This window comes from Tamlana sedimenti (genome assembly GCF_038148895.1).
Classification (GTDB): domain Bacteria; phylum Bacteroidota; class Bacteroidia; order Flavobacteriales; family Flavobacteriaceae; genus Tamlana.
Window position 1 is genome coordinate 1,230,759 of the sequence record NZ_JBBVGQ010000001.1, and the last position, 21,184, is coordinate 1,251,942.

The following is a 21,184-nucleotide window of genomic DNA, read 5'->3' on the forward strand; positions in this document are numbered from 1 at the left end:
GCATTCTTTTAAGAGTTTAAATGCTAATTTTTTATAGTTTTAGCTCGCTTAAATAAATTAGATTAAACACACTAAAAACAATGATGAAAAAATTATTTGGATTGGTTTTATTGCTGGGTAGTATTATGGCGGGTGCACAAACTAACTCAGAATTAACAAAACACTTTGAGGCTTATTACAAGCAAATGCAGGCGCAGGGAGATGTTCAAGGTATTATTAACGGACTTACTCACCTTAACGTTTTGGCGCCATCACAAGCCAGAATGGACACTTTGGCATATATATACATGAGTGAAGGCAAGTATATGCAGGCCTTAAATACCATTGGTATTGAAAAAAATGCGTCAGATTCCGATATTGCCTTAGAAGTTAAAGCAGTCTCTTTAAAAGCGGTAAAACAACCGGAAATGGCCATTGGTCATTTTGAAGAAGTCTTTAAAAGAGAGCCAAATGCTTTGGTGGCTTACGAATTGGCTGAGTTGAATTTACAATTGAAAAAGATTGAAGAAGCCGATAAACATATTGCTTATGGTTTGGCAAATTCAAAACCTGAAATGAAGAGAGCATTTTACGAATCGCAAAATCCTTATGAAGTGTCTTTAAAATCGGCATTTATGTACTTAAATGCTCTATCGATGTATAATAAGGATACCAAGGGAAATATTGATGCTGCCGTAGATATTTTGGATGCAGCTTTAAAGGCTTCACCAAATTTTAATTTAATACAAATTACCAAAAATGAACTTTTAAGACAAAAGCAAGTGTTGCAAAGTCAAGCGGCACAGCCACAGAATTAAAGCTTATTGAAATTATATTTAAAAGGTCTGTTCAAAAAAATTGAACAGACCTTTTTTTGTTTTTAAGGTTTTTCAATGTCCCGGTTATCAAACTCAACTTTCTTGTTCATTTGTAAGTTGAGGTTCGAAAAGGCTACAAAAAATTCTTTAATGGTTTTGATGAGTTCCTCTTTACTCGTGGTAGAAAGGTTAGACAAGCTTTCCAGTTTTTTAAACTTGGTTTCCAAAACTAAAACCCTTGCCAAAACAGATTCTGTATTTAATTCGGTGGGCATGGTTTGCCTCAGGTTTTTAAAGAGTTCTTTGGCATTTTCCTTACTGGTTTCAAAAAAACTTAGGTCACCTTTTTTAAGGTTTTCAACAATATCCCGTACTTGCACATATTCACCCGAATTCACCAAAAGTTTTTCAACGTTTTCATCCAAAATGTAGTCTGTGTATTTAATTTTGGCAATATCCTGTTTGGTTACTTCCTTACTTGTATTTTGCTCAACTTCCTCAACAGTTTCTGCCTTTTGTGCTTTTCCGCAGGAAGTAATAAAAACGAGAATACTAAATAAACTTAAAGTGTAGGTACGCATAGTCAATAATTTTCAACACAAAAGTACATGAATTTTTTCATCCAGAAATTCACAAAAAGTGAATGAAAAAAATCATGGACTAACGAAGTGATTATTGATGTAAGGCTAAATTTTTGCAATTTTATTAAAGTAAAATTTAGTTTTTACAGAAGAAATACAGAGCAATAGTTTCTTTTTTATTTGTTTAATTTAACAACAAATTATAAATAGTCAATATTTTAAATGCAATATTGTCAATAAAATATTATTATTTTTGAAATATCCTTAATTAAAAGAGTTTAAATGGCTTCTAGAGTATTGATTATTGGCGCATGTGGGCAAATTGGTTCTGAATTAACATTTGCCTTAAGGGATATTTATGGTAGTGAAAACGTTATTGCCAGCGATATAAGTTATGGCAATTTAGATATTGTTAACTCAGGAATTTTTGAAATTGTTGATGCCATAAATTATGCGAGCCTTAAAACATGTGTTGAAAAATTCAATATCGATACCATTTATCTAATGGCAGCTTTGTTAAGTGCTAAAGGCGAAAAGTTTCCGATGAGAGCTTGGGATTTAAACATGACTTCCTTGTTTAATGTGTTGAATTTGGCTCGTGATAAGTTCATCAAAAAAGTATTTTGGCCATCCAGCATTGCCGTTTTTGGCCCAACCACACCGGTTGATTATACACCGCAATATACCATTATGGAGCCCTCCACCGTTTATGGTATTACAAAACAAGTGGGCGAACGTTGGTGTGAGTATTATCATAATAAATACGGAGTGGATGTTAGGAGTTTGCGCTACCCAGGAATTATAAGTTGGAAAACAATGCCTGGTGGTGGTACAACGGACTATGCCGTTGAAATTTACCATAAAGCCATAATAGATGGGTATTATGAATGCTTTATAAAAGAAGACACTGAACTCCCAATGATGTACATGGACGATGCCATAAAAGCGACTGTGGATATCATGAAAGCAAAGTCGGAAGATGTTAAAATTAGATCGTCGTACAACTTGGCAGCCATTAGTTTTACCCCTAAGGAAATTGCAAACTCTATAAAAAACCATATACCCGAATTTGAAATAAGCTACAAGCCAGATTATAGGCAAGAAATAGCCAACAGTTGGCCAAAAAATATCAATGACTCTTATGCTCGGCAAGATTGGAAATGGAAACATGCTTTTTCTTTAGAGGATATAACCGATGAAATGCTCTTCCAACTTAGAAAGAAATATGGTGGAGTGTTAAACAAATCTAATTAGTTGTATATTTGGCTACCCTAAATCTTAATTGATATGCTCGAAAATATTTGGTTTAACATAAATTATGGCATTAATCACGTTCTTGATATTAATGCTTACGATCATGTTTTATTTCTTATTGTTTTAACGGTGCCTTATGTTTTCAAGGATTGGAAACGTGTGCTTTTGCTGGTTTCCATGTTTACCCTTGGCCATACCTTGTCTTTGGTTTTGGCGTCCTATAGTGTTATAAGCGTTAACGCAGCCGTGGTAGAATTTTTAATCCCTATTACTATAATGATTGTGGCCCTGTTTAATGTATTTACTTCTGGAAAAGGGGCACAGCGCGAAAAAGTTGGCGTATTGTTTTTGTCAACATTGTTTTTTGGTCTAATTCATGGTTTGGGTTTTGCTCGCGAATTTAGAATGTTATTGGGTGATAGCGATAATAAAATAGTCTTGCTGCTTGAGTTTGCCCTTGGTATTGAAATAGCACAAGTTATCATCGTGTTCATGGTGCTGTTTTTAGGCTACATCGTGCAAACCATTTTTAGGTTCTCCAAACGCGATTGGATTATGGTAATATCGGCCATAGTGGTCGGTTTGGTAATCCCCATGATTTTAAACAGTGACTTTTTAGCATAAAATTTTCGTAAAACTTTAACGCACAGGCGTTGCAATTAAAATAGGAAGCGAGTATATTCGTTATATGGTTTAGGCTAAAGGGATTGAAGCAGTGTCCTAAATGAGTTGTAATTGAGATGATACATAATAAGTTTTCGGAGTGTTTAAATCTCAATTACTAGTAATTATAAAATAGATTAATGCCAAAAGATAAACAGCTTAAGTACGACAAGGCTTATTTGAGAATTGCGCAAGAGTGGGGAAAATTGTCGTATTGCAACCGCAAACAGGTTGGAGCCATTATAGTAAAGGATAGGATGATAATTTCAGACGGTTACAATGGAACACCATCGGGGTTTGAAAATTTTTGCGAAGATGAAGAAGGCTATACAAAATGGTATGTTTTGCACGCCGAAGCAAATGCCATTTTAAAGGTGGCGGCATCAACCCAATCGTGTAAAGGAGCCACCCTGTATATAACCCTATCACCTTGTAAAGAATGTAGCAAGCTCATTCATCAAGCGGGTATTGTAAAAGTGGTTTACAATAAAGCCTATAAAGATGATTCCGGGTTGAAGTTTTTAGAAAAGGCCGGAATTAAATTAAAATTAATTGAAGATTTAGCCGTGTAATGTCATTTCAAAAAAAATACATACCGTTATTTTTGGGAGTTGCGATAGCAACAGGCATTTTTATTGGCGGAAAGCTGGACTTCACTGATTCTCGCGATAAACTATTTTCCACCAACAGTAAAAAGGACAAAATCAACAGGCTCATTGATTATATTGAGTACGATTATGTTGACGATATTAATACCGATAGTATAGTTGATGTTACCGTAAACGGCATTTTAGACCATCTCGATCCGCACTCCGTTTACATTCGAAAAGAAGATATGGAACGCGTTGCCGAAGAAATGAAAGGTGATTTTGTAGGCATTGGTGTGAGCTTTTATACCTATAAAGATACTATTGCTGTTATCAGGGCTGTTGAAAACGGGCCCAGTGCAAAAGCTGGCATTAAAGGTGGGGACAGAATAATAATGGCTGATGGTGATTCACTTTTTGGAGACAAGCTAAAGGATGAAGAAATTCTCCAAAAATTAAAAGGTGAGATAAACTCTAAAGTTAAATTGAAAGTCTACAGAAGGGGAGAGCCAAAACTTCTGGATTTTACTGTGAAGCGAAGCAACATACCCATTAAAAGTGTTGACGCCACTTACATGCTTACGGATAAACTTGGTTACGTCAAAATAAACCGTTTTGCTGAATCCACCTATAAAGAGTTTAAGGCAGGTCTTGAAAAATTACAGGCCTTGGGCGCTACCGAAATGGCTTTGGATTTAAGAAATAACCCAGGTGGGTTAAAACACATTGCCGAACAAATAGCCGATGAGTTTTTAGAAGATGATAAACTCATTTTGTTCACAAAAAATAAGCGAGGGGATATCGAAAAAAGTTTTGCCACGAGCGAAGGAGACTTCGAAGACGGTAAAGTATATGTGTTGATAGATGAAAATTCTGCTTCCGCCAGCGAGATTGTGGCTGGGGCTTTGCAGGATAATGATAAAGGTACCATTGTTGGAAGGCGTTCTTATGGAAAGGGCTTGGTTCAGCGCGAAATGGATTTAGGGGATGGTAGTGCAGTACGTTTAACAGTTTCGCGATATTACACACCAACAGGGCGGTCAATTCAGCGACCATACGACCATGGCAATAAAGATTATTATGATGAGTATTTTGAGCGTTTGGATAGAGGGGAACTTCTAGATGCGGAAAAAATTCAGGTTGATGATTCACTAAAATTCACCACACCGGGTGGAAAAATCGTTTATGGTGGCGGTGGCATCATTCCCGATGTGTTTGTTCCCATTGATACGAGTATGCAAAACGAAACGCTTTCCTTTTTGCAACGTCGTGGTTTTTTTGGAAATTTTGTTTTCGAGGAATTAGAACAAGACCGACACAAATATGACGGTATTTCACGACAAGAGTTTATAGATAACTTTGAATTGGGCGATGATTTGGTGTTTGCTTTCCAGGATTATTTAAACATAAGAAGCGATTCAAAAGTTACGTTTGTGGCCTATCACGACGAAGTAAAGCAATACATCAAAGCCACTTTGGCCGATCAACTTTTTGGGAACGGTGCTTTTGAGGAGGTTTACAATCAGCGTGACATCATGATTGAGGAGGTTGTTAAGTTGAGTGAGGGGGAATGATTTTGTCATGCCGAACTTGGTTGAGCATCCCTTAAGCTAAACCTCAATTTTATCGTGCACTTTAGCATGTTTTCCTCCATTCCAAAGGGTTAAGATATCTGTAGCCACATGGGCGCCGCTGCCCGATGCAATGGCAAATTGGCTTCGCCATCCAGCAAGTGTGCCTGCAACATATAGGTTTGCTTCAATTAAATGGTCGGTGTTTTTTAACCAAATGCGGTCTTTTTCAATAGCCGCTCTTGGGTGCGGTTCAATGTATTTATCTAAACCTTTTATGGTCATTAAATTGGTGTACCCAACGGCAATCACCACAATTTTAGATTCGTAACTATTTTTGTTGGTTTTTATTCTAAAAAGATTGTTGGCTTTGGAAATTTCAAGCACTTTTTCTTTATCAATTTGCTCCACATGTGGGTAAAGTGTTTTGAGTTGATTTATGCCACTTTCCAAAATGGATGTTCCGGTAGTTCCTGGTTTTAAACCTAAAACATTATTGAATAATGCGGTTTGTAAATGTGATGTTTTTTGGTGGGCAATAATACCAATGGTTTTATTTTCGGCGTAAGCCTTACCTTTTGCAGAACCTAAAACCAAAGCGCACGACATACCTGCGGCACCACCACCTATTATTAAAACATCATACATATTATTGGCGCTCCTTCACTTTTTGTTCAATGCGTTTGGAAATCCTTAAAATGGCCATCATTAAAATAACACATAATGAGGCCACAATGGTAATGACGGCAATCATGCTCTCTCCCTTAAAAGGGGCATTAAAATCTACTTTGGTAAAATTAAAAATAATGAGGCCTAATGCGATTACACTTAAGATAATTGATAATATTTTCATCTATTTTGGATTTAATAGTATTTTGTTTCTTTGAGTTGGTTCGCTTTTTTGACGATGTCGCTTGCTTTATTGCCAAATGCCCATTATGGGCTTAGGCAAACTCAAATAGCGCCTTAATGTTGTGCGTAAAAAGCTTTACGGCAATGGCCAGCAAAACTACACCGAACACTTTTCTGATAATGTTTATGCCGTTTTGGCCAATAATTCGCTCGATTTTAGACGATGTTTTCAAAACAATAAAAATAATAATAACATTGATTATAACAGCAACGATTATGTTCTCCGTTCTAAATTCGGCCCTTAATGAAAGCAAAGTGGTTAAACTGCCAGGCCCTGCAATGAGCGGAAAAGCCAAAGGGAACACGGCGGTGGTTTTAGAGTTTTGTTCTTCTTGCTTGTAAAGGGTGATGCCCAAAATCATTTCTAATGCGATGAAAAATAGGATGAAAGCACCTGCAACAGCAAATGAATTAACGTCAATGCCAATCAGCTTCAAAATGCTATTTCCCAAAAACAGAAATACAATCAAAATTACACCGGCAACTATAGACGCTTTTTCGCTTTGAATATGCCCGGCCTTTTTTCTTAAGTCAATAACAATGGGAATGTTGCCAACAATATCTATTACGGCAAATAACACCATAAACGCTGTAAATATTTCTTTAAAATTGAGTTGCATAACAATGCTTTTAAATTTTGTGCAAAAGTATAGCATTAAAGTAAATATCAATACGGCTAAACGCTAAAGTTTAGTTATTTTTGCAAGTTCCAAGATAACCATTTTTATGTTTCAATTAGGAAAAACCATAGTTTCAGAAGATATAATAGAAAAGGATTTTCTGTGCAATCTGTCTGCTTGCAAAGGAGCTTGTTGCATTGATGGCGATGCGGGCGCTCCACTTGATGCTGAGGAAGTTGCTATTTTGGACGAGATTTATCCAAAAGTAAAGCCGTTTATGCGAAAGGAGGGTATTCGGGTGGTTGAATCTGATGGAACTTCAATAAAAACAGAAGATGGCGATTTAGAAACACCGCTTATAAATGGAGCCGATTGCGCCTACGTTATTTTTGATGAGAAAAAAGTAGCGCTTTGTGCCATCGAAGAAGCTTATAATCAAGGTGAAATTTCTTGGAAAAAACCCGTTTCATGTCATCTTTATCCTGTCCGGGTACAACATTACACAGAGTTTTCGGCCGTGAATTATCATAAATGGCAAATTTGTGATGACGCTTGCTCACTAGGTAAGGAATTGCAGGTTCCTATCTATAAATTCGTAAAAGAGGCGTTGATAAGAAAGTTTGGGGAAGATTGGTATTCGGAGTTGGAAAAGGTTGCCCAAACTTTTCAACAATCCTAAAAGAAGCTTCCTAAAACACCTTAAAATAAAGGGATTAACAGCAATAAACCTATAAACTTTTTGTTAACTTTTTTGATTTCATAAAAAGTTAAAATACTAATAAACAGTGTTATAGGTTATTTTTCTTGTAAACTTCTCAATTTTCCAACAATATTTCTTTGTTAAAAACTTGTTGAAAAGGTTTCACATTTTTTTTAAAAATGTATCAATCATTTTGCAATCTTTGTTAACCTAAAATCAAGTCTAAATTTCGTTTAATTTTCTAAAAACCCATTAAAAAAATGTCTCAATTAGTAGAACCCATTCTTCAAGAAAACAAAGATCGTTTTGTAATTTTTCCTATTCAACATCATGATATTTGGGAGTGGTATAAAAAATCTGAGGCAAGTTTTTGGACTGCGGAAGAAATTGATTTGCACCAAGACTTAACAGATTGGGCAAATAAATTAAATGACGATGAGCGTTATTTTATAAAACATATTCTAGCGTTTTTTGCCGCCAGTGATGGTATTGTAAATGAAAATTTAGCAGAGAACTTCGTCAATGAAGTACAATACAGTGAAGCAAAATTCTTCTACGGGTTTCAAATTATGATGGAGAACATCCACAGTGAAACCTATTCGCTTCTAATCGACACTTATGTAAAGGACGAAAAAGAAAAGGACATATTGTTCAAAGCCATAGAGAATTTCCCTGCCATTAAAAAGAAAGCTGAATGGGCTTTAAAATGGATAGAATCTCCAAGTTTTGCTGAACGATTGATTGCCTTTGCGGCCGTTGAGGGTATTTTCTTTTCTGGCGCATTTTGCTCAATTTTCTGGTTAAAGAAAAGAGGGGTTATGCCTGGATTAACATTTTCTAATGAGTTAATCTCTCGTGATGAAGGTGTGCATTGCGACTTTGCGGTACACCTGCACAACAACCATTTAGTGAACAAAGTTTCTAAAACGCGCATTACTGAAATTTTAGTTGATGCCTTAAATATTGAGCGTGAGTTTATCACAGAATCATTGCCTGTTAGCTTAATAGGTATGAATGCCAAATTAATGACCCAGTATTTGGAGTTTGTTACCGACAGATTGCTTAATGAATTGGGTTGCGAAAAAGTATATAACACGACCAATCCTTTTGATTTTATGGACATGATTTCGTTGCAAGGAAAAACCAATTTCTTTGAAAAACGTGTATCTGAATACCAAAAAGCTGGTGTGCTCAATAAAGAGGAAGAAAAAGACAAATTCAGTTTTGATGCAGATTTTTAAGGGTATTCCCTCAAGTAATCGCCCTTAAAAAGCTGCTGAAAACAGCATTTCCAATTTAGGAAAACTATAAAACCATTTATTAATTAATTAAACCAACTAAACTTTGGCTGAAAACCTTTGTACCAAATTTAGGCAAACTAACTAACCCATTTCTGAAGGTGTATCAGAAATTAAAAAAAGTGTAAAAACAATGTATGTAGTAAAAAGAGACGGAAGAAAAGAACAGGTAATGTTCGACAAAATCACTGCCAGAGTGAGAAAATTATGTTATGGATTAAACGAATTGGTTGATCCGTTAAAAGTGGCGATGCGCGTTATTGAAGGTTTGTATGATGGGGTAACCACCAGCGAGCTAGACAATCTTGCGGCTGAAATTGCAGCAACAATGACCACGGCCCACCCTGATTATGCTCGATTGGCAGCACGTATTTCGGTTTCTAACTTACACAAAAACACCAAAAAAACATTTAGTGAGGTGATGCATGATTTGTACACCTACGTAAACCCAAGAACGGGCAAAGATGCGCCTTTACTTTCTGATGAGGTTTACAACGTGATTATGGAAAATAAGGACCGCTTGGATTCTACCATAATCTATAATCGCGATTTCGGGTATGATTATTTTGGATTTAAGACTTTAGAGCGCTCATACCTTTTAAAATTAAACGGACAAATTGCAGAGCGCCCACAGCATATGCTTATGCGCGTTTCAGTGGGTATTCATTTGAATGATTTAGAGGCAGCCATAGAAACCTATGAGCTTATGTCTAAAAAATATTTTACACACGCTACACCAACATTGTTTAATTCTGGTACACCAAAACCTCAAATGTCATCGTGTTTTCTTTTAACTATGAAAGAAGACAGTATAGATGGTATTTACGACACGTTAAAACAAACAGCTAAAATATCGCAGTCTGCTGGCGGTATTGGTTTGGCTATGCATAATGTACGCGCCACAGGAAGTTACATTGCCGGAACAAATGGGACGAGTAACGGTATTGTGCCTATGCTGCGTGTTTTTAACGACACAGCTCGTTATGTAGATCAAGGTGGCGGAAAGCGTAAAGGAAGTTTTGCTATTTATTTGGAAACGTGGCATGCCGATATTTTTGATTTCTTGGAATTGAAGAAAAACCATGGTAAAGAAGAAATGCGCGCACGTGATTTGTTCTATGCGATGTGGATTTCAGATTTGTTCATGAAGCGCGTTCAAGAAAATGGAGATTGGACGTTGATGTGCCCTAACGAATGCCCAGGATTACCTGAAACACATAGTGAGGAATTTGAAGCTTTGTATACTAAATATGAGGCCGAAGGAAGAGGTAGAAAAACCATTAAAGCTCGCGACCTTTGGGAAAAAATATTGGAATCGCAAATTGAAACCGGTACACCTTACATGCTGTACAAGGATTCTGCGAACCGTAAATCCAACCAAAAAAATCTTGGTACCATTCGTTCTTCAAACCTATGTACTGAGATTTTGGAATACACTTCCCCAGATGAAGTAGCCGTTTGTAATTTGGCATCCATCGCCCTCCCCATGTTCATTAAAAATGGTGAGTTTGACCACAAGGAATTGTTCCGTATCACAAAACGCGTTACCAAGAACTTAAACCGCGTAATAGATAGAAATTTCTATCCGGTGCCAGAGGCAAGAAACTCTAATATGCGCCACAGACCAATTGGTTTGGGTGTACAAGGTTTGGCAGATACCTTTATTCAACTGCGTATGCCATTTACTAGTGACGAGGCAAAACAATTGAACCAAGATATTTTTGAAACCCTTTACTATGCTGCTGTAACGGCCAGTATGGAAGAGGCCAAAGAAGAAGGGCCTTATGAAACTTATGGGGGTTCTCCAATCAGTAAAGGAGAATTTCAGCACAACCTTTGGGGCTTAAAAGATGAAGAATTAAGTGGCAATTGGGATTGGGATAAACTGCGCAAACAAGTGCTGAAAAATGGTGTTCGTAACTCCTTATTAGTAGCGCCAATGCCAACAGCATCAACATCACAAATTCTTGGAAACAATGAGTGTTTTGAGCCTTATACGTCCAATATTTACACACGCCGCGTGCTTTCTGGTGAATTTATTGTAGTAAACAAACATTTATTGGAAGACTTGGTAGAATTGGGCTTATGGAACGAAAACTTGAAGCAAGATATTATGCGTGCCAACGGTTCTATTCAAGATATTGATGTGATTCCACAAGACATCAAAGAACTTTACAAAACGGTTTGGGAATTGAGCATGAAAGACATTATAGACATGTCGCGTCAACGTGGTTATTTTATAGACCAGTCGCAATCGCTTAACCTGTTCTTGGAAGGTGCTACCATGGCAAAATTAACCTCCATGCATTTTTATGCTTGGAAGAGCGGCCTAAAAACTGGTATGTATTACTTGAGAACCAAAAGTGCGGTTGATGCCATTAAATTCACCCTTCAAACCACTAAAAAAGAAGAGCCTGCTGCAGAAGTGGCAGAGGTTGTTGAGGTAGTTGATACTGCTGCTGCAGAACAGGCTGAAGCAAAGAAAAAGAAATTGGCGGCACAAAACGCGGCAAAATTTGCAAAACAGAATGAAGAAGATGTAAAACCAATGACTCCAGAAGAAATGAAAGCTTTAATCGCCCAAGCAAAAGCTAGCGAAGGCGATGACTGCCTCATGTGCGGGTCTTAATAAAGTTTAGGGATTGGGTGTTCCCCCGAAAGGGGGGACCCCAAATTTAAAAAGAGCATCATGCCTAGCGTGATGCTTTTTTTGTTCGTGTATGTCGATAAGAAGATTTAAATTTATTGTCTTGGTTAAATAATACGAATGCTTAAAAAATCAATTTTTATAACGCTCCTAATTGTTTTGGGTTTCGGTCTGTACTTCAACCCGAACTTTAAGACCATTTCGGCAGGGGTTGCTATTTTGCTTTTTGGTATGATTATGCTGGAGGAAGGCTTTAAGGTATTTACCAAAGGGCCACTTCAAAATATTTTAAAAAGAGCAACAAGTAAGCTTTACAAAGGGATTACTGCTGGGGCAGTGGTAACGGCTTTAATACAATCCAGTTCGTTGGTATCGGTCATTACCATTTCATTTATAAGTGCGGGATTAATTTCGTTGGGTGAAGGCCTGGGCTTAGTATTTGGCGCCAACATTGGTACAACGGCCACGGCTTGGCTGGTAGCTGGTTTTGGCCTTAAAATAAACATTTCGGCGCTCGCCATGCCCATGCTTGTTTTTGGCATTGTTTTTTCCTTTCAAAAAAAGGGGTCATTAAAAGGTGTAGGGAATGTTTTGGCTGGGCTTGGGTTTTTCTTTTTGGGTATTCATTACATGAAGGAAGGTTTTGATGTGTTTAAAGAGCACATTGATTTATCGGAATACGCCATTTCAGGCTATTTGGGTGTTCTTGTTTATACTGGGCTAGGTATTGTAATTACTACTATTCTACAATCAAGTAGTGCTACTTTGGCATTGATATTAACGGCCTTATCGGTTGGGCAAATAGAATATGAAAATGCCTTGGCTTTGGCCATAGGGGCAAATATTGGAACAACCATTACAGCAGTTTTGGGAGCAGTAAGCTCGAACAGTGCGGGGAAAAGATTGGCATTGGCACACTTTATTTTTAACGTTGGTACGGGTTTAGTGGCCATAGCGTTAATATTTCCGTTGGCACGATTGGTAAATAACTTATCGGGTTTACTCCAAATAGCTTCAACAAATTATACGCTAAAACTGGCTTTATTCCATACCTTATTCAATGTTTTGGGTGTATTGTTAATGTTGCCATTCCTTAAGGTTTTAGAGCGATTTTTGATGAGGTTCTTTAAAGAAAATCCAAACAAGGATATTGACGAACCAAAGTTTCTCAATCCGGCAGTATTGGAGTTTTCAGGTTCGGCTATTTCAGCATTGGTTCAAGAATCAAAATATTTATTTAAGAACAGTGTTTTTGAAATTGTGGCGCATGCGTTGAATATCCATAGAGATGACATTAAATCTTCTAAAAACATTAAAGCTATTGTAAAGAAATCAAAAACCGATTTTAAAACAGATGTAGAGGATCTGTACTATAAAAAGATTAAGACCATATATGGCGAAATCATTAAATATGCCTCAACCGCACAGAGCACGTTAAGTCTTAACAGCAAACAGAATAAGGCAGTAACGGAAATAAAAATAGCCAACAGAAAAATGGTTGAAATCATTAAAGATGCCCGGGAGTTGAATAAGAATATTACCCGTGTTTTGGATATGGACAACAAGCATTTGCAAAGTGAATATGATAGTTATCGAAAAAAGCTCACTAAAGTATTGCGAACCATATACCGGTTCAGGAAAACGGGTGACGAAAAAAAATATGCCAATCAGTTAAAGGAGCTTAAAGCGGAAGCGAAGAGCCATGCAAGGCAGAGCAATAAATCCATTGATAAATTAATCAGGAAAAACTTAATTACAGCAGAAATAGCTTCGTCGTTATTTAATGATTACACCAATGTAAACGACATGGTTAAAAAATTGATTGACGTAGCCGAATTGCTTTATGGTAAAACAGATTCGTTATTTGAGGATACCGATATAAACTAAAAAAGCATCACGCCATAGCGTGATGCTTTTTGATTCAATGGATTAATCAAATAATATATTTAGTCTAATATATTTTCAGAGATTGCTTGGTCGTTATCGGCCATTAAAGCAAAAAACTTATCGATGTTTGGAAGAATAATGATTCTTGTTCTTCTGTTTTTTCCTCTATTTTCGGCAGTATCGTTATCTGCAACTGGCAAATAGCAACTTCTACCAGAAGCGATTAATTTTTCTGGTGCTACGTTATATTCTTCTTGAAGTTTACGTATAACAGATGTTGCTCTAAGCACACTTAAATCCCAGTTGTCTGCAATTTTTTCGGTGCTTATGGTTCTAGCATCTGTGTGGCCTTCAACCATAACATCTAAGCTAGGCTCAGAGTTTATAACGTCAGCAAGTTTTTTCAAAACAGTATCGGCTTTAGAGCTTAATCTGTAGCTGGCCGTGTTGAATAACATATTGTCTGCAATAGAAATCATAACCACTGTTTCGTTAATATTAACGGCAAAATCTTCATCCTCATTCATGTTACTTTCGCTGATTGTTTTTTCAAGGTTGTAAGCAACAGCCAAATTCATGGAATCCTTTAAAGTTTTGGCTTGGCTAAGTTTTTCAGCATCAACATGCTTTAAGGTTTCGCGCATTTTTGCTTTGGTGTCGTTAGACATTACAGCAACACCTTCAACTACCTCTAATTTAGAATCGTTTTCTTCTTTAAGAGACATGATTTTGTTGTTGTACGCCTCAACTCTAGCTTCAATTTTTGCAAATTTAGCTTCTAGGTCTTCTTTTTCAACTCTTGTTTTTTGCAATTCACTTTTTATCTCACCATTTTCTTGCTGAAGGGCCAAGTATTTTTTCTTTGAAACACATGAAACGGTAAAAATGGTTACTAAAAGTAGGATGGAAATTTTCTTCATAATCGTTATAAATATTAGTTTAAGGTATTTACGTACCGAAATGCAATCTAGACGTTAAAAAATGTTTTTTATTGAAATTTATAATGAACAATCTAACTCATAGACAAAAAAAGCATCATGCCATGGCGTGATGCTTTTAAAACATTTGGTTAAAAATTTTGTCTATTCTTCTTCAACAACTGATGCTGATGAAATTTTAGCAGGTTTCACTGATGAGTCGTGAGCTGTATAGTATTCTTCAAGAAGGTTCATTGTTGCGTTGAGCAAATCTTTAGTCTCTAACAGTATACTAAAGTATAAAGTCGTGTTTTTAGGACTAGATTCTTCATTGCGAGTACGTTCTACTTGTTTCTGAATTTTATTGGTTACTAAAGAAATGATTTCTTCTTTTCTGCCCAAAATCAAACCAATTTCTTCAAATGATTGAGTTTCAAAGGCATTTTTAGTATTGTTGAACAGTATTTCAAAACGTTCGTCAACTTCCTTTAGCTCTTTAATTTGATTGAACTTTAATTTCTTATGATTGTTGTTAACGTGTTTATGGCTAACTTTTGTTATGTATTCCAAAGATTGGGTCATGTCTTGTAAATACCCAAGAATATGAATATAAAAATTACTTGCCCCGACACTAGAATCGTCAAGATTTTTAATAAAATAAAAGATATTGTCTCTTAGTTCATCAACCTCACTAGATAGTTTTACAATTTGTCTTTTATTCTTTTTTAGTAAGATTAAATCTTGTTTTGCCAGACCGTTTATAGCATTTGTGTAAATTTTGTTTCCACGTTTTACAACGTTGGCTATGTTTTTAGCACTTTCGATAATAACACCTTGAATAGAGCTGCTTTCAGCTTTTTCAAGACTGTCTTCAGCTTTTGCTTCTTTGGCTTTTTTATTATGTGCTATAGAACTTCTTATTAATAAAGCAAATGCTACCACCAATAATATAGGGAACACTACAGGAAGATTCAAGTTTAAGAGATATGCTACTAATGCCGCAGCAACAAACGCACTGAATGCTGTAAAAAACCATCCACCAATGACGTTTAATACTCCGGCAACACGATAAACAGCACTTTCTGCTCCCCAAGCTCTATCAGCTAATGACGAACCCATTGCTACCATAAATGTTACATAGGTAGTAGATAATGGTAATTTATATGATGTTGCAATAGAAATTAAAACTGCTGCGACCATTAAGTTTACCGCTGCACGAACTAAATCGAAAGCTGGAAGTTCTATTTTTTTGTCTTTTGAAACAGTAATTACAGGAGCCTCAAATTGTTTGTCTATTTTTTTCTGCCATGATTCTGGTAAGATGTATGAAGACATTTGAGACATCAACATAGCCGATCTTACAAAGCCACGAGATAAAAAGTTTGGTTGAAAACGCTCTTTGGTTTCGCTTTGGCTTGATAAATCCAATGATGTTTTTACAACACTTTTAGCCTTGGTGGAGAACCATAAAGTTAAAACCATAACCAACCCTGCAACTAAAAGCAATATTGTTGGTGTTGGTGCTTTACCACTTAAACTTTTCATTGAAAACTCAGCAGCAGATAATCCATCAACATTAATCGCTGGATTTATGAAATCTTGATAAGCTTGGTACGCTCCGGTTGATGGACCAATAAAGTTTACCAAATCGTTGCCGGCAAATGCCAAGGCAAGTGCAAAAGTACCAACTATGATGGTCAGTTTATAAATATTGGTTTTAGTAAAACTTATTAAAGCGTAAGATAAAATCGACCAAAACGCGAAACTAATGCCAACAATTAAATAAACTTTATGCTCTAAAAATGCTTGAATTGTTTCACCTCCAGTGATATCAAAACTTTGTTTGGCATAATTTGTTCCCCCAATACCTTTCATGAATATGAAGTAGGTAATAGAGGTTATGGCAATACCACCAAATAATGCACCAACCCAGTTTGCTTTCTGTTCAAACTTATATGATAGCAATAATCTAGAAACCCACTGGACAATGGCACCAATGGTAAAAGCGACAATGACCGAGAGGAGAATTCCAAAAATAATTTGAGAGGCTTTGGAGGTGTTTATGTAATTAAGCAAATCACTAAAATCGCCACCATCATGTCCAATCTTAATTAACGCCATGGCAACAGAAGCGCCAAGTAATTCAAAAACAATAGAAACTGTTGTGGAAGTTGGCATTCCAACAGAGTTGAAAAAGTCCAACAAGAGAATATCTGTAATCATTACTGCCATGAAAATAATCATGATTTCATTGAACATAAATTCTCCAGGATTGAAAATACCTTTTCTAGCAACTTCCATCATTCCACTAGAAAATACCGCTCCAATGGCAATACCTAAACTAGCAACTATCATTATAGTTTTAAATGGAATAGCTTTAGAGCCTATTGCTGAGTTTAAAAAGTTCACAGCGTCGTTACTTACACCCACCACTAAATCAGCAATAGCTAAAATGGCTAGGGCAATGATCATGTACAAATAAATGTTATCCATTGGTCGTAATTGTAAAAGGTCTGCAAATATCATGACAATATATGATTATTATGTTATGTAATTGTTATTTTATGGACTAAAAATGAACTTCAAAACCTAGTTCGAAGGTAATGTTGTCTTTGTTTCCATCAACAGTTGTGTAGTTTATATCACTTTGCACTTTTAATTTATGCCCAACAATAAATTTGTTTACACCAAATGTGTATTGTTTTGTTGGCAATGCGCTGGTAACAGTTTCATATTCTAGGGTTGTAAAACGCCCTACTAACTCATAATCGGATTTAAATAAATAGCCCGCTTGCAGGTTCAGCGCATTTCCTGTTAGAACAATATCGCCAGTTGGTGAGCCGTCAGTATCGATTGCTATCGGGTTGTCGGCAGTTCGTTTTGCATACTCGCCCATAAATGAGAATCCGTTGTATTTAAACATGGCATCTACAAAAATTGTAGTAATGTCTGTTTCGTAAAGTGATCCGTCGCTTTTGAACATGTAATCTCCCAATACACTACGTTCTTTAACCGCATCTTGGTTTAAATCGTAGGTAACTCCCAGCATTAACTTTGGTTTTGCTTCACGTTTTAAATCAGAGCCAGTATAATCTCCTTTAGATTGAAAGGTTCCAAAAGGTAAAAGTTCCAAACGGGCAGTATATTGTAGGCCTCCTTCGTTTCCTTCGCTTACATTTCGGCCTTCGCCCTGCGATATGGCTAATTTTTCACGCATTAAAAAGTTACCGCCAAGATTTGATTTATGGCGTAATTGAATGCCTAAATCACGATCGATATTAAAGCGACTGTTTAATAACGAACGGTCGATTAATTGAAGGTTAGCAGAAGAAATTACGCGCTCAACGTTTCCAGGTAATTTAGTTTGCCCTGCCCAAAGCTCAAAGTTTTTGGCAAAATTCCACATAATTACCGCATCTAGGATATATCGAGGAGTATTTCTGTTAAACTGATTTGCACCAGAAATATCTCTATTTGAAAGCCCCAATTCTATTTTATACTTAAGTTTAGGGCTATAAGCAAAACCATCAAATTTTAAACGCGCACGTCTCACTATAAAATTGTGTTCCGGGCTTCCATAGTTGTTTCCATTGTAATCCCAAGAAGAGATTGATCGTACCTGAAAACGTGGTGCGAACGCTACGCTAAAAGAGCTATCTTTTGCAACAAAGTTTATCATTCCTTTACCAAAGGATGTGTCGCTGATTTCTTGTGCTTGTACAGAGAGGAATGCGCTGATTAACAACGCAAAGGTAATTTTAAGTTTCATTGTAATTATTAGTTTTTGTCGCTGCAAAGAACCAACTCCAATGTTAACTTAATGTAAACAAAAGATTAATTTAAGGACAAAAAAAAGACTGCCTTGGCCAAAGGCAGTCCCATTAGGAATCATGATAATGTAGTCGACAAAAACTAATAGATTACATGACGTACTAATTAAAATGTTTCGAAACGTTGCAAATATCGAGGTTTAAGGTAATGTTAGTGTAACCTCAATATTAACTTAATATTAATTTTCCAATAATAAATATTTACATATAAATGATTGATAAACAATATCTTGTGTATTTAATGTTAATTTAATGTTACGTAAGTGTTGTTTTAGTGTTACCTAATGTGTAATTTTGATAAATAATGTATAAAAACCCCATAATTATGAAGAAGTTAGTATTATTATTTGCCTTTCTAATTACTGTGGTTTCTTTTGCTCAAAAAGACCAAAAGAGAGAATTAAAATTTAACAAAGACACCAATTTAATTGAAGTCACTTACTTTCATGACAATGGAGTTGTAAGCCAAACAGGTTTTTACACTACAGATGGTAAGCTCCAAGGTGAATGGTTAAGTTTTAACACAGAAGGCGAAAAAACGGTTTCTGGTAATTATGATAATGGTAAAAAAGTCGGCAAATGGTTTTATTATACAAATGAAACCGTAAAAGAAGTAGATTACAATGAAAACGTTATTGCAAGTTTAAAAGAAACCGAGGTAAAAGAAGGTATTTAAACTTAAAAAATGGCCAATAAAAAAGCATCACGCTCTGAGCGTGATGCTTTTTTTATTTTTAACCGAAACGACTACTTATTATAAGCTAGCATTTTTCCAAGTCCATGCTGAAATATCTAGTGCAGTAGCATCTTTACCAGAATTTAAAGTATAGAATGTAGGCTCTCCAGTAATTACGGTAGCATCAGGATCAGCACCTTCAATTTGAACGTTTGATAAAGCACCGCCATCTTTCATATCTAAATCTACATCATAACCAGATAAATGTAATCCTGTAATAGTTCCACCAGATTGCTTTTTAAACTGTAAAGCAATTCCACCAACAGTAGAAATGGATGTTATATTTGTAAAAGTAGGATTAGCGTTGTCTTTGTCTCCTTCAAAAGCAGTAGAAAAACCATCAACAGTATGGTAAATATAAGCATTTGTAACACTTCCGCTCCATCCTTCAGTCCAGTCGATAGCATCATCACTATTGTTTTCTAAATAAATGTTAGTAACAGAAGCGGTGCCTCCAAAGAATTCAATACCGTCATCATCACCATTAATTACGGCAATGTTCTCTAAAACTGTAGCTGAACCTACAGCGTAAAGCGAAACACCATTGTATTGAGATTCTGAGTTAATTTGAGCTCCAGTACCTTTAATTACTAAGTTTTTTATAGAACCAGAATTATCGGTATCATTAGTTCCGCCGTAAATGAAACCTCCAATCTCAGCAGTTGCATTAACACCAGCCGTAGTTGTAGCATTACCGCAAATGGTCAATCCTCCCCAATCACCTGGCTCAGCATTAGCAGAAGACATAACAACTGGATTAGCAGGTGTTCCTTGAATATCTATTTGTCCACCTTGCAATACAGCAATATAAACACCTGTACCACCATTACGAGCTGTAATTTTAGTTCCTGCAGGGATGATTAATTTAGCACCAGATTGAACGATATACGAAGAGTTTAATGTATAGTTTACAGAGGCATCTAAAGTTACGGTGCCAGTAACCGCACCTTGTAAAACACTGCTTTCAAAAGAAAGATTTGACTCTACCCAAGCAAAGCTTGAAAGGCTTACGCTAGGAACAACAGTTGTGTTTAAAGCATAGAAGTAATCGCCAGAAGCAGCCATTTCTTCCTCTGTAGCAAGGGCTATAGGGGTGTAACCGTCGTTAAAAATAACGTTTGAAGTTGCCCCACCATCTTTCATATCTAAATCTACATCGTAACCAATTAAAGATAAGTTTGTGATGGTTCCACCAGATTGTTTTTTGAACTGTAAAGCTATACCACCAACAGTTGAAACAGCGGTAATGTTGTTGAATTTAGGGTTTGCATTGTCTTTATCGCCTTCAAAGGCAGTAGAGAAACCTGCAACGGTGTGGGAAATGAAAGCGTTGTCAACAGCTCCGCTCCATCCTTCAGTCCAATCGATAGCATCATCACTGTTGTTTTCTAAATATAAGTTTGAAACAGAAACAGTTCCACCGAAAAACTCAACACCGTCATCATCACCATTGATTACCGCTAAATTGTCAACCAAAGTACCAGAACCTACAGCGTAAAATGATACACCGTTGTATTGAGACTCTGAGTTGATTTGCGCACCAGTACCAACAATTTGTAAATATCTGATAATACCAGAGCTATCCAAATCATTAGTTCCACCATAAACGAAACCACCAACTTCGGCAACAGCATCAATACCGGCAGTTGTTGTAGCTTCACCACAAAGGGTTAATCCACCCCAATCACCAGGATTACCATCAGCAGAAGACATTACAACAGGATTACCAGCGTTACCATTAATGTTTATTTCACCGCCTTTTAATACAGCAATGTAAACATCTGTTCCGCCATTGTCAGCAAGAATTTTTGTTCCGGCAGGAATGTTCAAAGTTGCACCTGCATCAATAATAAATTGGCCTGTTAAGTTGTAAATTACAGAAGCATCTAAAGTATATGATTCTTTTAACGTACCATTTAAAGTGCCTGCATCAAGATTCTTTATCACATCAGAAGAAGAAGATCCTATTGGGGCTGGATCCTCTGAATCACAGTTTGTTAAGGTTATGGCAGCGCATACTGCAACTACTCTAAATAAGTTTTGAAAGAAATTTTTCATGTTAATTTTTATTAATTTTAATCGTTAGTTATATTAAACATATTTTGTAGTGCAAAGAAAGGGGCAAAGTGTTTTATTAGCTTTAATTCAATATTAAACGTGGGTTACCTTTATTGCTCAAAACCC

18 protein-coding genes are annotated in these 21,184 nt (G+C 36.3%); 10 read left to right on the plus strand and 8 right to left on the minus strand.

Translation table 11 applies throughout. The annotated features are described in order from the left end of the window. The first annotated feature begins 80 nt into the window (after positions 1–80). Entirely contained in the window at positions 81–797 is a 717-nt protein-coding gene (locus WJN01_RS05400) for a hypothetical protein (RefSeq protein WP_445196114.1), read from the plus strand. Positions 798–859: 62 nt separating this feature from the next. Here the strand turns inward: WJN01_RS05400 and WJN01_RS05405 are convergent, their stop codons facing one another. Further along, complete coding sequence (locus WJN01_RS05405; protein WP_445196115.1) at positions 860–1,378, minus strand: hypothetical protein; 519 nt, start codon at positions 1,376–1,378, stop codon at positions 860–862. Between the two features lie 282 nt (positions 1,379–1,660). On the opposite strand from WJN01_RS05405, the gene WJN01_RS05410 reads away from it, so the two are divergent. From WJN01_RS05410 to WJN01_RS05425, 4 genes are all read left to right on the plus strand, one after another. Beyond that, on the plus strand, positions 1,661–2,632 hold the full coding sequence (locus WJN01_RS05410) for an NAD-dependent epimerase/dehydratase family protein (protein WP_445196116.1): 972 nt from the start codon (positions 1,661–1,663) through the stop codon (positions 2,630–2,632). A 33-nt stretch (positions 2,633–2,665) separates the two neighbouring features. Beyond that, positions 2,666–3,256 (plus strand): HupE/UreJ family protein, encoded by a 591-nt coding sequence (locus WJN01_RS05415; protein WP_445196117.1) that lies wholly within the window; start codon positions 2,666–2,668, stop codon positions 3,254–3,256. Between the two features lie 179 nt (positions 3,257–3,435). Then, positions 3,436–3,867, plus strand: coding sequence for a deoxycytidylate deaminase (locus WJN01_RS05420; protein ID WP_370478860.1), 432 nt, complete (start codon positions 3,436–3,438; stop codon positions 3,865–3,867). Beyond that, positions 3,867–5,456 (plus strand): S41 family peptidase, encoded by a 1,590-nt coding sequence (locus WJN01_RS05425; protein ID WP_445196118.1) that lies wholly within the window; start codon positions 3,867–3,869, stop codon positions 5,454–5,456. The genes WJN01_RS05420 and WJN01_RS05425 overlap by 1 nt, the downstream gene beginning before the upstream one ends. Before the next feature lie 36 nt (positions 5,457–5,492). Here WJN01_RS05425 and WJN01_RS05430 read toward each other — a convergent pair whose 3' ends face one another. The 3 genes from WJN01_RS05430 to WJN01_RS05440 all read right to left on the minus strand — a co-directional run bounded on the left by WJN01_RS05430 (position 5,493) and on the right by WJN01_RS05440 (position 6,985). Next, on the minus strand, positions 5,493–6,101 hold the full coding sequence (locus tag WJN01_RS05430; protein WP_445196119.1) for an FAD-dependent oxidoreductase: 609 nt from the start codon (positions 6,099–6,101) through the stop codon (positions 5,493–5,495). A 1-nt stretch (position 6,102) separates the two neighbouring features. Continuing rightward, a complete protein-coding gene (locus WJN01_RS05435; RefSeq protein ID WP_445196120.1) occupies positions 6,103–6,306 on the minus strand; it encodes a hypothetical protein in 204 nt (67 codons plus the stop codon). A gap of 91 nt (positions 6,307–6,397) precedes the next feature. Beyond that, positions 6,398–6,985 (minus strand): MarC family protein, encoded by a 588-nt coding sequence (locus WJN01_RS05440; RefSeq protein ID WP_370478856.1) that lies wholly within the window; start codon positions 6,983–6,985, stop codon positions 6,398–6,400. A gap of 106 nt (positions 6,986–7,091) precedes the next feature. Between WJN01_RS05440 and WJN01_RS05445 the strand changes: the two genes are divergently transcribed. From WJN01_RS05445 to WJN01_RS05460, 4 genes are all read left to right on the plus strand, one after another. Beyond that, positions 7,092–7,664, plus strand: coding sequence for a DUF3109 family protein (locus tag WJN01_RS05445; RefSeq protein WP_445196121.1), 573 nt, complete (start codon positions 7,092–7,094; stop codon positions 7,662–7,664). 281 nt (positions 7,665–7,945) lie between these two features. After that, the gene (locus WJN01_RS05450; RefSeq protein WP_445196122.1) at positions 7,946–8,926 is read left to right on the plus strand and encodes a ribonucleotide-diphosphate reductase subunit beta; all 981 of its coding nucleotides are present in this window, start codon (positions 7,946–7,948) and stop codon (positions 8,924–8,926) included. Between the two features lie 190 nt (positions 8,927–9,116). Continuing rightward, a complete protein-coding gene (locus WJN01_RS05455; RefSeq protein WP_445196123.1) occupies positions 9,117–11,612 on the plus strand; it encodes a ribonucleoside-diphosphate reductase subunit alpha in 2,496 nt (831 codons plus the stop codon). Positions 11,613–11,750: 138 nt separating this feature from the next. After that, on the plus strand, positions 11,751–13,517 hold the full coding sequence (locus WJN01_RS05460; RefSeq protein ID WP_445196124.1) for a Na/Pi cotransporter family protein: 1,767 nt from the start codon (positions 11,751–11,753) through the stop codon (positions 13,515–13,517). 59 nt (positions 13,518–13,576) lie between these two features. Here the strand turns inward: WJN01_RS05460 and WJN01_RS05465 are convergent, their stop codons facing one another. The 3 genes from WJN01_RS05465 to WJN01_RS05475 form a co-directional block, all read right to left on the minus strand. Beyond that, positions 13,577–14,437, minus strand: a complete 861-nt coding sequence (locus WJN01_RS05465; protein WP_445196125.1) for an OmpA/MotB family protein — start codon at positions 14,435–14,437, stop codon at positions 13,577–13,579. Positions 14,438–14,599: 162 nt separating this feature from the next. Further along, positions 14,600–16,927: an inorganic phosphate transporter gene (locus tag WJN01_RS05470; protein WP_445196126.1), complete on the minus strand. Its 2,328-nt coding sequence runs from the start codon at positions 16,925–16,927 to the stop codon at positions 14,600–14,602. Between the two features lie 76 nt (positions 16,928–17,003). Continuing rightward, complete coding sequence (locus tag WJN01_RS05475) at positions 17,004–18,203, minus strand: porin (protein ID WP_445196127.1); 1,200 nt, start codon at positions 18,201–18,203, stop codon at positions 17,004–17,006. A gap of 386 nt (positions 18,204–18,589) precedes the next feature. Between WJN01_RS05475 and WJN01_RS05480 the strand changes: the two genes are divergently transcribed. Further along, the gene (locus WJN01_RS05480) at positions 18,590–18,940 is read left to right on the plus strand and encodes a toxin-antitoxin system YwqK family antitoxin (RefSeq protein ID WP_445196128.1); all 351 of its coding nucleotides are present in this window, start codon (positions 18,590–18,592) and stop codon (positions 18,938–18,940) included. Between the two features lie 78 nt (positions 18,941–19,018). On the opposite strand, the gene WJN01_RS05485 is transcribed toward WJN01_RS05480, so the two are convergent. Continuing rightward, positions 19,019–21,058: a beta-helix domain-containing protein gene (locus tag WJN01_RS05485; RefSeq protein ID WP_445196129.1), complete on the minus strand. Its 2,040-nt coding sequence runs from the start codon at positions 21,056–21,058 to the stop codon at positions 19,019–19,021. Positions 21,059–21,184: the final 126 nt, after the last annotated feature.